Source organism: Pseudomonas sp. P65(2024) (assembly GCF_057480955.1).
On the sequence record NZ_JBLIYX010000031.1, the window covers coordinates 17,548 to 32,158 of the forward strand.

The window sequence follows — 14,611 nt, forward strand, 5'->3', positions numbered from 1 at the left end:
ACAGTGATTCCTTTCGCATGAGTGGCAACCGCATCGACATTTCACAAGAGGGCCTCCTCTGGAGGGCGGCTCTGGATCATTTCGAGCAATCTGAGCTGTACCAGGTCGTCGTCGAACTGTGGCAAGGAGCAGGGTCTCCCGCAAGGCCAACGGTCGAATATCTGCATGAGCATGATGTAGGCCCTGAGGTGATTAATTTACTGAAAATTGCCCAGGAGGAAGCGGACGGTGTCGTTCCTTTCAGAGGGGACTCCTCAAACCGCGTAACGCTGTACAGCCGGCACGCCCAGCACCTGGTTGATGGCCTGCTGGAGAAGATGCCTGCCACCAAGCTTACCCAGACCATGCGGGCGGCTCGGCTCTCTAACCAGCTTGGGATATGACCGTTCCCTAACAAACAAGGTACCGACCTGAGCGACAGCTTGAGAGGCTGATGTCATGAGGACATTGCATTCTGTGCTCGCTCGGGTAGCGTGCCTACCTTTCATGCTTCCCTTGCCGCAAGAGCAATGGTAATTTGCCACTATCGAAGGCAGGCGCTCCGCTTTCTGCGGAGGCAAGGGAATAGTCATTCAGCCTGTATTGGAGAGGATTCCACCTGTGCTTTTGGATCAATTGACCCACGATCATCAACGTCTCGCGTGGATGCATGCGGTACTGGTGTTGTCGAAAAAAATAGGCATTGGAAGTGCCAAAGCCAATGATGATCTCAGAAGGTCATTGTTGCAGGCCGGATCGCTTGAGAATATATATAACGATCACTTCACAATGATTCCGGTGGAGGAGGACGTTGGGCTTAAGGTTTTTGAAAAAATCAAGAAGTTCACAGCAGCTTACGATGTCGTAACTTGCTTGGATGAACGCTATCCAAAAGTCTTACTACATTATCCAGGTACTCCACCAGTTCTGTATTTCCAAGGCGATCTTGCACTGGCCTCTGCAGAAAAAACTATTGGTTTTGTGGGCACCCGAGAGCTATTCGATGAAATTCACCGTGACCACGGGCGACGGGTCGTGCGTCGTCTAGCCAGATCTGGCTTTGAGGTTGTGGTCAGTGGATTGGCTGAGGGTTCAGACACGTTAGGGCATGAGACTGCCATCCAAAATGGCGGGCGAACAATTGCAGTTCTGGGTACGCCGTTGAATATGCACTATCCAAAGAGTAATGCTGCCCTGCAAGATGAAATTGCAGCCCGTCACCTTGTTGTTACTGAATATCCAATCGGTATCGGCTCGTTCGGCTCGTACTTTGCAAATAGAAATAGAACAACGGTTGCCTTGTCCTCCGGAGGAATTGTCGTCGCTAGGGCAGGTGATAAGAGCGGCACCCAGCACGCGATTCGAATCTGTCTAGAGCAGAATAAACCTGTGTATGTCCTGGAAAATAACATTCGAGAGTCATCCTATACATGGGTTGTAAAGAACAAGGATAGGATAAAGGTGATTAGGGAGAATTTCGATGCAGGTGATTCTATTTGATTTGGATTTTACCCTGGCAAACACGCTAAGTTGCCAACCATATTTGACGAGTGTTAAAGGTAGGGAAGAAGTTTTAAATTTCTTGAGTCGTTCGCCACTTGAAGTGTCTGGTTACGGCAAGGAGTTGATTGAAAGCTTCAATGCCGCAGCTGATAAGGATTTTAGTGTCGCGGTTGTCTCAGACTCTCCGAAAAATTATTGTATTAAAGTGTTGGAGTGCTGTGGTTATAAAATTGATTCGCGATTGGTTTTTGGGAATCAAAAAAAACCATTAGTTGATTTCGATTCGCTCAAAAATAGCTTGGCAGATGTGCTTGGGGTGGGCGTTTCAGAGATGAACTTTCTTGTTGTTGGTGATAGCCCTAAAGATATTTATTTTGCTCACCAGATCGGGGCGCCGTCAGTATTTGCGGCGTGGGGTACCCGCTACCCAGTAGCACAAGTTGAGCGATCACAGCCTTCAAGGACGGCATCGAATTTTCAGCAGTTGAAGAATCATATAGATGATTTCTTGCACAATAAACTTGGTTTTGTCTTTCACGATTTTTATCAGGGCTATAATCTTTTCGATCCTGATTTTTTAACTGTAAAGCTGCTGGGTGATGAGTCTGTTGGATACGCTCGTGAATATGTGCCTTATTTTGAAAATTACAGGGATAGTCGAGATAAATATTCGTCCATTGATCTGAGACAAATAGTAAAGCATGCAAAGAATTATGAGGTTTCGCACCATCAATATAGCTTTAAGATGAAGCACTACGGTAGTGGTGGGATCTATGATACGATGCGGTCGTTAAAGAGTCTTGCAGGGATATATAAACGAGACTTTGTTAGGTGGCTTAATGAGCTCGGTGTTCATGGTACTGTCCTTTTAGTGCCTGTACCGCCTTCTGTGCCGCAGGAGTGCAATCTCAGTAACCCAGTGGCATTGATCTCGGAATGGTGGAGTGGTTGGGTTTCAGACGAATCTGATAATATTGATGTCGTTAATTTCGATGTTTTCCGCCGAATCGTTCCCAAGCAGTCCTCACATAGCACCCAAGGGCGGCGGCATATGGATGATCAATTTCCTACTTTAGGGGTTGAGCATGGATCATGCTACAAAGGCGTTAAAGTTAACTATGTGATCATACTGGATGATGTTGTTACCTCTGGCTCGCATATGAATGCTATCGCATCAATAATTTCTTCAACTTCAGTAGTTCCGGGTAGTCCGAAGATTTTAGGGTATGCCTTGTTCAAGACCGTACACCCAGAAAATGACTCTTCAATTGGTAATTTGATTGACTTTAGCTTTCTCGAGTGATCGCTGGCCTTTTTTTGTGGTGCCAACTGGCTCGAAGCGTGGGCGGCCTAGTTCTTAAATCTCCAACAGTTCTCTACACTCTAGAGCTGTTGCATCACTTTCATATTACTGCAGACTGAGCTAGTTTCGAGTTGTGACTTAGCTAGAAGTCATGTCAAGCTCGCCACTGGCTTAACAACGCTACCGATACTTTGACCAACCTGGCCGGCCATCGAGCTCTTCCAGAAGATCATCGTCATCATTTCTCGCACGATAGCTGTTCGACACAGGTCGAGGATCGAGCTCTTCGAAATTCAGGATTGACTGGGTCTGTCTTGTGGGAGCGTGGTAGGTAGCTTGTTCGTAGCAGGCGAACCGCCGAGCATCATCACTTGTGCTCCAATCAGTCCCCTCGATATCTGCCTCATGAAGGCCGCTGATTCCGGTCTTGTGCGCCTTAGCTGCTGCAGAGTTTTGAGGGAGCGGGATCCCCTTAGTGATCCACACCCGGGCATCTCGCAAGGCCTTCGAGCCAATCGAGTATTTGACCACGCCATCTTCAGCGACAACGAAAGCCAGATGGCCTTCAGAGGCCTGTGCAAATTTGGATGCAATGCAGGAACGAGAGGCCTGGAAGTAATCAGCCAGGTCGGCAAGGCTCTCCAAGGAAAAGTCTCGCTCCTCAGTAAATGGCTGAATCATTACCCAGGGAACCAAGCACTCGGAAGCGAAGAGGTCACACGAAACCTCTTCCGGATGACGCCCGGTAAAGCGCTCTAGCTCATCACCAGGCACCTTCTCGCCGTGCTTGGATGGGAGCTCAAGGACATGGTGTGCGATTTCATGAAGGATCGTGAAGCGCTGTCGAACCGGGCTGTCCTTTTCGTTGACGCAGATGTGCTTCTGTCCACGCCTTTCGAAAGTGTTACCTGCTTCACCTTCCTCAAGCTCCACACGTGAAACCTTGAAGCCCAAGTGGAGCGCAAGTGCCTCGACATCAACGGGTGCTGTGTTGATGCCGGCGTCTTTCAGCAGTTTTCTAGCTCGTGAGATGACAACGTTTTCGTCCATGAAAGCCCTCGTCGTTACATTTGCTGGATGAGTTGGATCCGCTTGAGCCAGGCATCCTCGGTGTTGGGACGCTCACCTCGGAAGCTCATAGTTGCCACGTCTTCAAAATCCAGCCACGGGATGTCCACTCGGGAGACCATCAGGCGGTATAAGGAGTCCTCAACCGTGACTGACTTGGCCAGCAGCTTGAACACCTCCACTTCGCGCTCATCCAGCTCGAGCGCATGACTCAGGCGGTCGACGACTTCCTCAGAGGGTGCCGCTCGATCTCCCTTCTCCAGTCTCCAAATGTATGCGTGATCCAAGTCGCCTGCACGTCTCTCCAGGTCACGAAAGCTCAGCTCTTTCCGTTCACGCATGGTAGCGATGAACCCGGCCAAATCCATTTTTTTCTCCAACCTCTTGCATTGCCCAAACGGGCGGGAGTAGTCTGTTGCCTAGCCAGACAACAGCTCGCGATTCATGATCCATGATAAGCGGCTTTTTTTTGAAGTCCACTGTTGTCTGTCTGGACAACGACCCTAGGGTCGTTTTTTAAAGACGGTGGTGTTGTCTGCGTAGGCAACAGCTCATTTGGTTCACATACGAGGATTCACCCATGAGTCAGTTGAACGATTTTGAGGTTGAGGACGTGGCTGCCGCCGTCTTGGCGGGCCGCGAGGTGCGTGAGCACGGCCCGTACAAAATTCAGCTCGGCAACGATGCTCTGGAGTACCGGCCACTGGTGATAGCTGACCCTGTTCCAACCGGGCAGCAGGTGCTGGAGGCTGCTGAGCTCCGCCCAGTTGACGAGTACCTGTTGTTCCAAGTGCTCACCAATGGGCACCTGGAGCTGCTCAGCCCCAGTGAGACGACCGACCTCCGCCAGGCCGGCATCGAGAAGTTCCTGGCGTTCAAAAGCGACCGCACCTTCCGTTTCTTCATCGATGGGCGGGCTCAGGACTGGGGGGCTCAACGCATCTCTGGTCGCACGCTGAAGAAACTGGCCGGCGTGGATGCTCAGAAATACGACATCTTCTTGGTAATCCCAGGTGATGACGATGAGCTCATCGAAGACCGCGACCTGTTTGACCTGGCACGCCCTGGTGTCGAGCATTTCGCTGCCGTGAAAATCAACATCAAGGTGTTCGTGAACACGCAACCGATGTTCGTCCACTCGCGCAACCTCACCTACTGGGAAGTGGTACGGCTGGCCTACCCGGAAGCCGTGCCGGATCCGAACGCCCAGTTCACCGTTACGTTTGCGAAAGGTCACGAAGGTAACTCCATGACCAACCTGGTCGATGGCCAACACGTCCGTATCAAGAAGGGGATGCACTTCAATGTCACACCAACTGATAAGTCGTAGTCCTCACCTCCTGCGCCTGCGTAACGAGGGGTACAACCTTGAGACCAAAGAAGGCTATCTCTTGGTTCGAGATGTGCCCTACGTGAACGCTCAGCGCCAGGTGTGCAAAGGCGTGTTGGTCATGGCGCTCAATCTGACCGCTGATGTAGCGGTCAGCCCGAGCGACCATACGGCACATTTCTTTGGTGACTGCCCTTGCGATTCGCAAGGGCGTCCCCTCGAGCAAATCATCAACAGCAGCGGTACCAATCAGTTGTTGTCGGATTTGGTCGTGAACCACTATTTCTCGGCCAAGCCCAAGGCGGGCAACTATGCCGACTACTACGAGAAGGTCTCGATCTACGTATCGATTCTGAGTGGCCAGGCTCAGGTGATAGATCAGGACGTCACCGCCAAGACGTTCGCACCGTTCCGATCCGATGTGGAGGATACGGTTTTCGCTTACACCGACACGGCGTCGGCACGCGCTGGTATCGGAGCGCCCACCGGCAGGTTCAAGGGGCTGAAGGTAGCGGTGGTTGGATTGGGTGGTACCGGAGCTTACATCCTGGATCAAGTTGCTAAGACGCCGGTGGCTGAGATCCATCTCTACGATGGTGACGTGCTCCAGCAGCACAATGCGTTTCGCTACCCGGGTGCCGTTTCCTTCACCGACCTCCAGCGGGGAATGAAGAAGGTCGAGTACCTCAAGGAGAAGTATGGGGAGATGCACCGCAACATCATGGCCCATCCGAGCATGATCACTGCTGAGAATGTCGCTGAGCTGGGAGCTTTCGACTACGTGTTCCTCAGCGTTGATAACGCTGCTGTACGGGATTTGGTGGTGAAAGCACTTCGAGGTACGCGAACCTCGCTTCTTGACGTCGGCATGGGTGTGCACCTGGTGGGCGATACGCAACAGGTCTGGGGGATGTGCCGTGTAACGACGCTCACACCTGGGCATCATGAGCACGCGAATCGCACCATGCCGCTCACAGAAAACTCTGCAGAGGATGCCTATCGCTCGAACATTCAGATCGCTGACCTGAATGCCCTCAACGCGGTACTCGCGGTTGGTACGTGGAAACGGCTCTGTGGGTTCTACGTCGACCAAGTCCAGGCCGACCACTTCACCTACTCGACCAACCTCAACGAGATGGGCAACAGTGAGGAGCGCCCATGACCATCAAGAGTCTCACACCTCAATTCGTTGAGAGCTTCCCCCAGAAGCTGGAGCCCGGTGAGCTGTATTTGGCAATGGAGTTCGCAACCGCAGCGCACCTGTGCGCCTGTGGTTGCGGCAACAAGGTGATCACCCCGTTCTCACCAACCGATTGGCAGATGTCATTCGATGGGGAAACGGTCTCGCTCAAGCCCTCTATCGGCAACTGGTCGTTCAAGTGCCGCTCTCATTACTGGGTGCGATCTGGCCGCATTGAGTGGGCCGGCGACATGTCCCAGGCGGCGATCAATGCCGGGCGCAAGCGTGATGCCGAAGCAAAAGCACGAGTGCAGGCGAGCAGGTCGGAGCAGCAAGTGGTTCGTGAGCCGACACCGCAGGCCCGGGAGCAGGCCGAGGTAACGTCTTTTATCGGCAAGCTCAAAAAATGGCTCGGGTTCTGATCCCTGGCGACGACCAGAGACGTATCTATAAAGGAACGGGCCGGGCCCTTCAATCATTCCAGTCTCTCCCTTCTCCCTGCCAGAGAGTCGCATAGACGCTGGTTGATAGCGTCGCGAAGGCACAATGCTATTATTTTGCACCATAATGGTGCGAAAATAATGGCAAAATACACTTTAAGTGGATGATTGCCTTATGCCATACTCGATCTACCCAATGAATTCGTTTGCTGTAGACCTCCTTTTTAAGGAGGTTTTGGAGCTGCAACTCCAGCAGCAGGTGAGTGCGATCAGGCCCTCGCTTAAGGGGGATTGACTGATGGTTGACCTACCGTTTGACAGATTTTGAGACTGTTTTTTTGTGAACCTTGGAGCTTCGGCTCGGTCTGTTCTACAGTCGAAAATGCCGCTGGTCGGCTGTCAAAAGGTATTGCTTGTGAGCTAGGTGAGCGGATTCGATAATCCGCGCCGCCGCCGCGATCGTGTCGAGCACCACGTCGCAGTCCAGTGGTCGCGCATTGGAGAGAGACTACCGTGAAAAATACCGACTTGGGGAAGGAAAATATGGGCCTGGAGCGTCTGTTCGAGGAAACTCGTAAACGTATGGGAGCCAATCGCGAGGAGCGAATGAAGGCTGCCCAAGACCGTTCTGCAGAGTTCAATCGCCGCGCAGCTGAAGACTTCGCTGCTCAGCAGATGAGCCGCGAACTGCTGGGCCGTACCTGCAGCCTCTAAGTCCTATCTATCCAAGAAAGCAGCCTTCTAGGCTGCTTTTTTTTGCGCGATCACAATGACTCCATACCTCGTTTCCAAATTCCAAAAGGCAACGTTGAGTGCCTTGATCCGTGAGAGCTTCGACGCCGATTTCGCGGACATCTTCTCCAAGCCTCAGGTTTCATACCTTTTCAAGTACCTGAAGGAGCTTGAGGCTGAAGGCGTTCTGCTCGAGCCCGATTACATTGATCGAGAGTTTCTTGAAGACTTCTCGAACTACTACGTCAAACGCTTTGGGAACGACGGCTACGTCTGTTCGCGCCTGCACTTCTTCAAGTGCTCCATCAGCCACAATGACATGGACGACCTGCTTCTTGGTCGACCCGACGCCAAACTGACAGCTCAGCACCTCCAAGAGAATTACCTAGGTTTCATCGTGGTTAAGCCATTGACCAAGACCTTTGTGGGCAAGACATGCCTAAGGGTCGTGGGCGAACCTAATCTGGGGGCGGGAGTTCGAAAGAAGATCGCACGTCGCTATGACGTCAGTCTTTTCGGCATCGACCTATACGTAGACTCCATTGCCTTCCAAGAGCAGGACAAGGTAGTGGCTGCTTGCGCGACTACCGCAGTCTGGACAGCGCTACATGGTTTTCCAGGGCGAGATGTGAGAAGCGTCACCTCCTGCAGCCAGATCACGACGACAGCACTCGACCTTGAAGATAGCTCTGGTAATGGTTTCCCCAACCATGAACTGAGTAATGAGCAAATTCAGCGTGCACTTGACGCTGAAGGCCTTCGATACCATACGACGCAGTTGAGAGAACGGTCATCCGATTGGTTCGCTGATTACGTCGCAGCCCATGTCGACAGCAATTTGCCTGTCATCCTGACAGGTATGGTTTACGGCCTAAACCGTAACCAGGAGAAAAAGTGGGATATCGTAGCTAAGGGCGGCCATGCGATAACCCTGTTGGGCTACGACTTCCGTGGTGGGGTTCGGTCGATCTACATGCACGATGATCGGCTTGGGCCTTATGCCCGTGCTCAAATCATTACGCTCAAAAAGCTCCTCGGCAGGGATACACCGCCGGGGATGGCAGACACCTGGGTGATTGCGATTTCAAAGCGCAGCGACACCGGCGTCTGGGAGAAGAAGGCTCATGAGTTCCTGCTGCCAGAGGTTTCTATTGCCCTAGCTGCCAAAAAGGCACGCCTGGCATACACCTATGCCTACAAGACCGCAGAGCGAATCAACGTGGAGGTGGACAAATGGATGCATACCCTCAGTCACGTGCTTGGCATTGAAAACCAGTCGACAAGTCACACCATCCAATTAGTCACCGTCTCAGAGGCGCGCCAGGGAGTGCTAGCGTTCGATGCGACGAGCCAGCTCGGCAGCTCGCTGGTGAAGGGCGAATATCGACTGGATGTGACCGAGAAGACGGTTGAGAGGTGGGAGCAGGACAAGATCAAGTTTTTGACCAGCCACATTGCTCGGTGGCAATGGCAGATTGATTTTCTCTGGGGCGAGCATAAGACTTTCCGGATCCTGCTCGACGCTACGGACATTCCATCAGGTAATGCGATTTCTGGCGTATTCATCTTTGATTTGATCTATGGCCGAATCACCCTAGGTGCCTTCAACGAGATCATGGCCAAGCTGGATCCACCTGAACAGCCGCATTTCTACAACGCTTTCCTGAGAAGCCTCAAGCGCCGTGCAGATGACTACGCCGGTAATCTTCAGAAAAAGTACGGGGCACTGCGGGCACCCAACTACCTCAAGGATGACGAGGTCTCTGACACTGGCGAGGGTAAGAACCGCACTACGAAGAGCTTCTATGACCCTTCAGAAAAGCGCCTCCGGACGCTTTTTAGCGCGATCTCGAAGGACAAGTATCGGAACCTCATCTGGGCAATCGGCAAGGATGGGATCCTGTATGTAGCTGAGGACATCACCAAGCCTGTGATTCTCGGTCACCCTAGCATGACGGGTCTTCAGCCGGCACGGATTGCAGGCGAAATGTGGTGTGAGTTCGATGGAAAGAAGCACACCTGGCATGTCAACTCTGAGTCCGGTCGTTACAGTCGTGACTACAGCACGCCTGGCGTCTACTTGGATAACGCGATCCGGAAAATTGCATCCATCTTCCCGTCTGAAAAGTTCGTTCTTGGAGGGAAACGTCCACGAGCTACCGCAGTGCCGGAAGTCCTAGCTGTAGCGGAAACCCCGGCTCCAGTTGCAGAAAATAAGATTACGGATCCGGAGCTCAAGCAGGCGGAGTGAGTGCTACGGCAGCAGCCTATGAAGCATTGGAAGGTGCTGCTGATAACACTTTGCCAGCAGCAGTTCTTCGCCTTCAGCTACTGTATGCGTTGCATCCGTTCGTACCTCTGCAAATCACGGTGCATACGCACACAGGCGCATCCCTTTGTCGCCGGTTTCTAATCGCACGAGCCTCTGTCTTTGCATCGACTCACTTGTTGCGTTGAGCGTCGGTAGCCGGCAGTGATGCTGGCACAGCCATTCGATACAAGGACAAATAAATGAAAAAGGGGCAGTGCTTGGCATGCCCCTTGGTCGTACTCAGGCGTCGAAAAACAGCTGCCTTGGATGGCTACGGAAATGGCAGCCACTCGCACGTCAATTTCCCCTCAAGACCAGGTGACGAATAGTTCTATCGCTGGCCACCGGCGAGAACAAAAAGAGCGCCATAGTGAAGGCACACTCTTGAGCTCTAGGTGTGCTAGCCTCGGCCAAGCGCCCCAGCTCAAGCCGTGCAAGTGATTCGGCAGGAGCCAGAGTTTACATCGTCATTGATCTAAGGAGAGAGCATGAGCAGCGAGCAATCTGGTTTTCGAGAAGTCTTCAACTTAGAGCACCACTAGGGTCTACTTGGTTTCAGTTTTTGTCAGATAAATTTTTCAAGGTCGGAAAGCCTTACGTTTTTTGGGAGTCGCCACTCCAATAATAGACCCAATTGGCTGCCAGGGTATACCTCCACATTTCGACATAGCAAGTAGATGCATGATGCCATGTCTCTCTGCCATTTTATAAGTGAGTGATAGTAGTTATTTGGTTCTGACTCAAGGTTCGAGAGGAATTTGTTGCAACTACTGACGATGATATTGATGACGTTGTCAGCAGGCCGAGATAGCTGAATTGTTTGCATGGAGGCAACTGCTTGATCTCTCAATTGTATTACTGACATCGATAGCCAAGTCGGCTGCGGGCCACCACTTACGCCATGTTGGTTAATACCAAACTCATCAACGCCGAGCGACCTTTTGCCCTCAAAATAGATGAGAAGTTTTTTGACGATTTCTGCTTCCGTAGTAGAGGGTTGCCACGAGATCCCGAAGAAGGATGTAGAAATGCCCGTCAATTTCGATATCGCAAACTTTAATCCCTTTTTCACTCTGTCGCTCCCTGCCGAAATGTCCCAGTATTAATCTGGATGTGCTGTAAATTTGTCATAGGTGGTGGTTAGATTTCAATCAGCACTCAGTAAAAAGCTCCAGGTTGCGAAGCTCCCGGCTTGCTCGAAATGGCTGATTTGCTGATGGGCCTCAGGTCAAATCTGGGGCAATCGAGCGTCTTTTATACTCCAGCAAGCTCTGAATTACTCCGTGCTGAAGGCGAACACCCGGACGTAGTGCGCAAGGGGCATATCATGGGCTACCAGTCACTGAGCAGGTTCGCGGAGGTGCCCGACGATCCCGGGGGCGAAGAGCACCAGGTCGACGTCATCGACACGAGCAACCTCATCGTGGTGTGAGCGAAGTGAAAGATAATCCTGGCCTTTAGTCTTTGCACCTGGCGAATGTCCATAAAGCCTCGTCACTACCTTTTGATAGGGAGAAGCCAGCGCCATTCTGAATGTGATTTTTGATCTCGTAGGTACGCCAATCGGACATCGCCTGGCCATCTACAAATTGAGGCTTCCTCTCAAGCAGCCAGGCGACTGCGTTCAAATATTGCCCATGGGCAAACACGGCGATATCACCGGCTGGATGCTGCTCAAGCCGATCCAAAAATGCTTGGGCTCGAGCAACGAAATCGTGGAATGACTCCGCGCCGGCGCCGTCGCGATAGGCGGGGTCGGACTTCAGCCAGTATGCATCGACCCGGCCTTCCTCTGGGCCACAGTCGTATCGACACAGCGCTCGGGTGCAAGGTACGTAAACTCTTCGATAGCCCATGTCTCAAACGGTGTCCCGGGGAAGGTCGCGGCAGTTGCCTGAGCGGTGGCCTGCGCTCGTGCGAAGGGAGATGCGACGATCAGGTCGGGTGCCACGGAAAATGATCCGGCGATCATCCGAGCTTGTTCCAGGCCCAAAGGTGTGAGAGGAATGCTTGCATGATCTCGAGTGGCTTGGCCTGCGTTTGCAGCGCTCTGGCCGTGCCGAATCAGGCGTACTCGTTTCATCAGCTATCTTTCTTGGTCATGGGGTGCTGCCAATATCCTGCTGCCTTGCACCTATCGTCTCCATAGCTTCGTGTACATCTATCAGCTGGAGGTTTGGCAGTGGCTAGAGATCTGAGCAAAATGCTACCTCCTGATCATCCCATGTACACAGATGCGGTTGAAGCTATGAAGCGATATCACCAAGCTCAATCGGCAGGGATATCAGGGGTAGAGCTGGAACGCCTCAGGCTAATGGCTGAGCATCGATTTCAAGCGGTTACTGATTATCAGCTTCGCGTTATGGGTGGCCCCGCTGAGGAGGGGCATTAGCAGAGAGCCTGCGATCAACTCAGACTGCCGTCGAGTTCGAACCAGCGTCAGTGAGCGGACATTTTTTCGGATTTCATTATGCCCTGCAGCCGTTGCTGCGCTAGGGATGCCGGGGCAAATACGTCCACATTTTTCGGATATTTTTTCCGATTTAACTCGCAGGGGGTATTCGTCGTGCCTCGGCTTCGAGGACAGATCGCTGAATTCGGTCAATCGCTTTTCAGCAAGCGGAGCGCGTAGGCGTGCCGGATGAAAGCCCGTAGGGCCGAGACATCGACTTCAGGAGATGACTCGGTTTACGACAGCCGGCTCCCGTTAGGGCACGCCCAATAATCGTCTACGAGGTCATCAGTTTGCACTTGTAGGGTCGAACAGCCGAATGAGCAAATCACCAGTAGGTGTGCCCGCGTATCGACCGTGTAGCTCCTCCAACTTGGCCGAGCGGCGCTCCCCAGTGAGAAGACTCAATCCATGGAGAGCATTCACCAACTGCTGCATGCCGGCGATCTCGTCAGCCATGTTCAGCCAGGCGGAGCTGATCTGCTTCGCTCGGACTTCTGCTTCACGGCTCGCGATCTGGGACTCGAGCAGCTTGTTTGCGTGCACTAGGGTCTTCAGTGAGGTCAGCGATCCCTCAAGCTCAGCGAGCTGTTCACCAAGTCGATCAGCTTGATCAAGGCCTACAGGCACGCCGTCGACGTAGATGGTATCGTCCTGCACGGAGTAGATCGCCAGCGAGCCATCACCGCCACCGGTTACATCCAGGGCAAGTACATTCCCGAGTCGAAGTGCATGCGGTATCCAGGTGTGGCCAACGCACACGCGCCATGCGCCTGGAACACCTCCACGATGGTGTTTTTTGATTCGCTCACGGCCCCACAGTGCGACATCCTGGAACTGGGGGTTATCAATGCTGCTGGTAAAGTCATTCCAGCTCAGCCCGACGGGCACGTCTGCGTGCACTACGCCGACCAGGCCCTGTGCTGTCTCCAGCTCGATAGCCAGCGGCAAGCTCTCGAGCTTTTCGATGATCATGGGCTTCGAGGTGTCGTCTATCGTCAGCCACCACCGCGCCCCATGGGCAGAGTATGGGAGAGCGGGGTTTTCGCGATAGGCATCGATGAGCATCTGCTCGTGGTTGCCTCTGACCGTGAAAAACCAGGGTTCACCCAAGAGCTTCAGCCCATCGAACATGCCTGGGCCACGGTCAATGAGGTCTCCCACGGCGATCAGGCGGTCGACGGACTGGTCGAACCCAAGCGCCTTGAGGCCCTTGTGGAGTTCCATGGCTTTGAAGTGGATATCGCCTACGACGAAGTCTCGACCGACCAGATTCTGGGCAAGTGTAAGCAGATGAGGCATGAGCTGCAGGCGCTCCAAAAAACAGTCTAAAAGCCCCCTGTATTTTACCTGACAGGGGATGGCAAACGGTGTTGGAAGCGCATCATGTAATGTCCCCGAATGGGAGCATTAACGTGATTTTTGGCTTTAATGTTCTCAAACGGGGACATTATCAGTAGCGCTGATTCTGCCCCGCTGTGGCAGGACAGGCAGGGGGGGCTGGAAACGCACGCGACCGAAATTAAAACACCTGATGCATTCGGTAGGGTGCGAAACACAGTCTTCAGAGAGAGCACATGACTTGCTGCGGAGAAGAGTGGTGTATTTCATACAAGGAGGCGATCCCTTGAGTGGGGAGCGGCTGCTCGCGCACGGCGTGGCCACTCTCAAAGCGATCTCAGTAGGCTCTGAAGCGTTCCGTGCTCCCAGGTGCTGAGCAGGGCAATCGGATCCGTCCCGTATCGATCTCCAGAGTCGAAAAACCAAACCCTGCCATCCGGGCTTTCGCAGCGCTCGCAGTAGTCCAGCTCATCACAGTCGTTGAAAATGGTAATGCGCCACCCCCCGATGTCGATCTCGAAAAGGCCGACAAACATCTCGTCCCAAGTCTTCGGCCCGGTCTTTCGCATCTGGTTTCGACCGAATACCGCCTCCCTCAGAACCTGAGAAACCTCGCGTGCCGTAAGTGAGTTCACACCGCCCTCGATCATGCGCTTCGTCCTCGATCACAGCTGTCGGTCTTGGTGCACCTGGTAAGTTTTTTTGCGGTGGAGTACAAATGTTCTCCTTCCTTGAAGTTGCCATGCTCAGGGGTGTTCCAGTGCTCGGGTGCATCCATGAGCAGGTAGGGATTACCGTGCCTGGTAATGATGAATGAGTGCCCTTTGAGTACGAGCGTGGCGAGACGTCGAAAGCGTCTTCGCGCCTGGCTGAGGGAGGGTGTCAGAAATTTTGTGTTCGGGCATAACATGAGTAAGAGGTGCATGTATGCCAACCAAAAAGAAACCCTTGCGTGACCTGCCCAAAATCCCC

General features: G+C 52.9%; 15 protein-coding genes and 1 pseudogene. 10 read left to right on the forward strand and 6 right to left on the reverse strand.

The window, feature by feature from the left end:
* The first annotated feature begins 17 nt into the window (after positions 1-17).
* The 3 genes from AC25MA_RS25155 to AC25MA_RS25165 all read left to right on the forward strand — a co-directional run bounded on the left by AC25MA_RS25155 (position 18) and on the right by AC25MA_RS25165 (position 2,785).
* Positions 18-383: a hypothetical protein gene (locus AC25MA_RS25155; protein WP_486972510.1), complete on the forward strand. Its 366-nt coding sequence runs from the start codon at positions 18-20 to the stop codon at positions 381-383.
* Positions 384-600: 217 nt separating this feature from the next.
* The gene (locus tag AC25MA_RS25160; protein ID WP_486972511.1) at positions 601-1,479 is read left to right on the forward strand and encodes a DNA-processing protein DprA; all 879 of its coding nucleotides are present in this window, start codon (positions 601-603) and stop codon (positions 1,477-1,479) included.
* Positions 1,460-2,785, forward strand: coding sequence for a hypothetical protein (locus tag AC25MA_RS25165; protein WP_486972512.1), 1,326 nt, complete (start codon positions 1,460-1,462; stop codon positions 2,783-2,785). Before AC25MA_RS25160 ends, AC25MA_RS25165 begins: the two co-directional genes overlap by 20 nt.
* A 180-nt stretch (positions 2,786-2,965) precedes the next feature.
* Here AC25MA_RS25165 and AC25MA_RS25170 read toward each other — a convergent pair whose 3' ends face one another.
* Both AC25MA_RS25170 and AC25MA_RS25175 read right to left on the reverse strand, forming a co-directional pair.
* Positions 2,966-3,835, reverse strand: a complete 870-nt coding sequence (locus AC25MA_RS25170; protein ID WP_486972513.1) for an ImmA/IrrE family metallo-endopeptidase — start codon at positions 3,833-3,835, stop codon at positions 2,966-2,968.
* A gap of 14 nt (positions 3,836-3,849) precedes the next feature.
* The gene (locus AC25MA_RS25175) at positions 3,850-4,221 is read right to left on the reverse strand and encodes a helix-turn-helix domain-containing protein (protein ID WP_104886451.1); all 372 of its coding nucleotides are present in this window, start codon (positions 4,219-4,221) and stop codon (positions 3,850-3,852) included.
* Between the two features lie 212 nt (positions 4,222-4,433).
* On the opposite strand from AC25MA_RS25175, the gene AC25MA_RS25180 reads away from it, so the two are divergent.
* The 5 genes from AC25MA_RS25180 to AC25MA_RS25200 all read left to right on the forward strand — a co-directional run bounded on the left by AC25MA_RS25180 (position 4,434) and on the right by AC25MA_RS25200 (position 9,786).
* Positions 4,434-5,183 (forward strand): multiubiquitin domain-containing protein, encoded by a 750-nt coding sequence (locus tag AC25MA_RS25180; protein WP_486972514.1) that lies wholly within the window; start codon positions 4,434-4,436, stop codon positions 5,181-5,183.
* Positions 5,158-6,345 (forward strand): ThiF family adenylyltransferase, encoded by a 1,188-nt coding sequence (locus AC25MA_RS25185; RefSeq protein ID WP_486972515.1) that lies wholly within the window; start codon positions 5,158-5,160, stop codon positions 6,343-6,345. Before AC25MA_RS25180 ends, AC25MA_RS25185 begins: the two co-directional genes overlap by 26 nt.
* Positions 6,342-6,785: a ubiquitination-like system serine protease family protein gene (locus tag AC25MA_RS25190; protein WP_104886448.1), complete on the forward strand. Its 444-nt coding sequence runs from the start codon at positions 6,342-6,344 to the stop codon at positions 6,783-6,785. Before AC25MA_RS25185 ends, AC25MA_RS25190 begins: the two co-directional genes overlap by 4 nt.
* A gap of 531 nt (positions 6,786-7,316) precedes the next feature.
* A complete protein-coding gene (locus AC25MA_RS25195; protein ID WP_486972516.1) occupies positions 7,317-7,517 on the forward strand; it encodes a hypothetical protein in 201 nt (66 codons plus the stop codon).
* Between the two features lie 94 nt (positions 7,518-7,611).
* Positions 7,612-9,786 carry a hypothetical protein gene (locus tag AC25MA_RS25200; RefSeq protein WP_486972517.1) on the forward strand — a complete coding sequence of 725 codons (2,175 nt, stop codon included), beginning with the start codon at positions 7,612-7,614 and terminating at the stop codon, positions 9,784-9,786.
* Between the two features lie 625 nt (positions 9,787-10,411).
* Here the strand turns inward: AC25MA_RS25200 and AC25MA_RS25205 are convergent.
* On the reverse strand, positions 10,412-10,918 hold the full coding sequence (locus AC25MA_RS25205; protein WP_486972518.1) for a hypothetical protein: 507 nt from the start codon (positions 10,916-10,918) through the stop codon (positions 10,412-10,414).
* 129 nt (positions 10,919-11,047) lie between these two features.
* Between AC25MA_RS25205 and AC25MA_RS25210 the strand changes: the two genes are divergently transcribed.
* Positions 11,048-11,278, forward strand: coding sequence for a hypothetical protein (locus tag AC25MA_RS25210; RefSeq protein WP_486972519.1), 231 nt, complete (start codon positions 11,048-11,050; stop codon positions 11,276-11,278).
* 25 nt (positions 11,279-11,303) lie between these two features.
* On the opposite strand, the pseudogene AC25MA_RS25215 reads toward AC25MA_RS25210, so the two are convergent.
* Positions 11,304-11,929: pseudogene (locus AC25MA_RS25215) on the reverse strand (histidine phosphatase family protein).
* Positions 11,930-12,049: 120 nt separating this feature from the next.
* On the opposite strand from AC25MA_RS25215, the gene AC25MA_RS25220 reads away from it, so the two are divergent.
* Positions 12,050-12,238, forward strand: a complete 189-nt coding sequence (locus tag AC25MA_RS25220) for a hypothetical protein (RefSeq protein ID WP_486972522.1) — start codon at positions 12,050-12,052, stop codon at positions 12,236-12,238.
* Between the two features lie 348 nt (positions 12,239-12,586).
* On the opposite strand, the gene AC25MA_RS25225 is transcribed toward AC25MA_RS25220, so the two are convergent.
* Together AC25MA_RS25225 and AC25MA_RS25230 are read right to left on the reverse strand one after the other, a co-directional pair.
* Positions 12,587-13,600: a metallophosphoesterase gene (locus AC25MA_RS25225; protein ID WP_486972520.1), complete on the reverse strand. Its 1,014-nt coding sequence runs from the start codon at positions 13,598-13,600 to the stop codon at positions 12,587-12,589.
* 365 nt (positions 13,601-13,965) lie between these two features.
* Positions 13,966-14,289 (reverse strand): DUF7693 family protein, encoded by a 324-nt coding sequence (locus tag AC25MA_RS25230; RefSeq protein WP_486972521.1) that lies wholly within the window; start codon positions 14,287-14,289, stop codon positions 13,966-13,968.
* Between the last annotated feature and the right edge of the window lie 322 nt (positions 14,290-14,611).

Excerpts from the sequence above, each read along its gene's own strand:
- AC25MA_RS25155 (WP_486972510.1), top strand. The coding sequence starts at position 18 with ATGAGTGGCAACCGCATCGACATTTCACAAGAGGGCCTCCTCTGGAGG.
- AC25MA_RS25165 (WP_486972512.1), top strand. The coding sequence starts at position 1,460 with ATGCAGGTGATTCTATTTGATTTGGATTTTACCCTGGCAAACACGCTA.
- AC25MA_RS25170 (WP_486972513.1), bottom strand. The coding sequence starts at position 3,835 with ATGGACGAAAACGTTGTCATCTCACGAGCTAGAAAACTGCTGAAAGAC.
- AC25MA_RS25175 (WP_104886451.1), bottom strand. The coding sequence starts at position 4,221 with ATGGATTTGGCCGGGTTCATCGCTACCATGCGTGAACGGAAAGAGCTG.
- AC25MA_RS25180 (WP_486972514.1), top strand. The coding sequence starts at position 4,434 with ATGAGTCAGTTGAACGATTTTGAGGTTGAGGACGTGGCTGCCGCCGTC.
- AC25MA_RS25185 (WP_486972515.1), top strand. The coding sequence starts at position 5,158 with ATGTCACACCAACTGATAAGTCGTAGTCCTCACCTCCTGCGCCTGCGT.
- AC25MA_RS25190 (WP_104886448.1), top strand. The coding sequence starts at position 6,342 with ATGACCATCAAGAGTCTCACACCTCAATTCGTTGAGAGCTTCCCCCAG.
- AC25MA_RS25210 (WP_486972519.1), top strand. The coding sequence starts at position 11,048 with ATGGCTGATTTGCTGATGGGCCTCAGGTCAAATCTGGGGCAATCGAGC.
- AC25MA_RS25220 (WP_486972522.1), top strand. The coding sequence starts at position 12,050 with ATGCTACCTCCTGATCATCCCATGTACACAGATGCGGTTGAAGCTATG.
- AC25MA_RS25225 (WP_486972520.1), bottom strand. The coding sequence starts at position 13,600 with ATGCCTCATCTGCTTACACTTGCCCAGAATCTGGTCGGTCGAGACTTC.
- AC25MA_RS25230 (WP_486972521.1), bottom strand. The coding sequence starts at position 14,289 with ATGATCGAGGGCGGTGTGAACTCACTTACGGCACGCGAGGTTTCTCAG.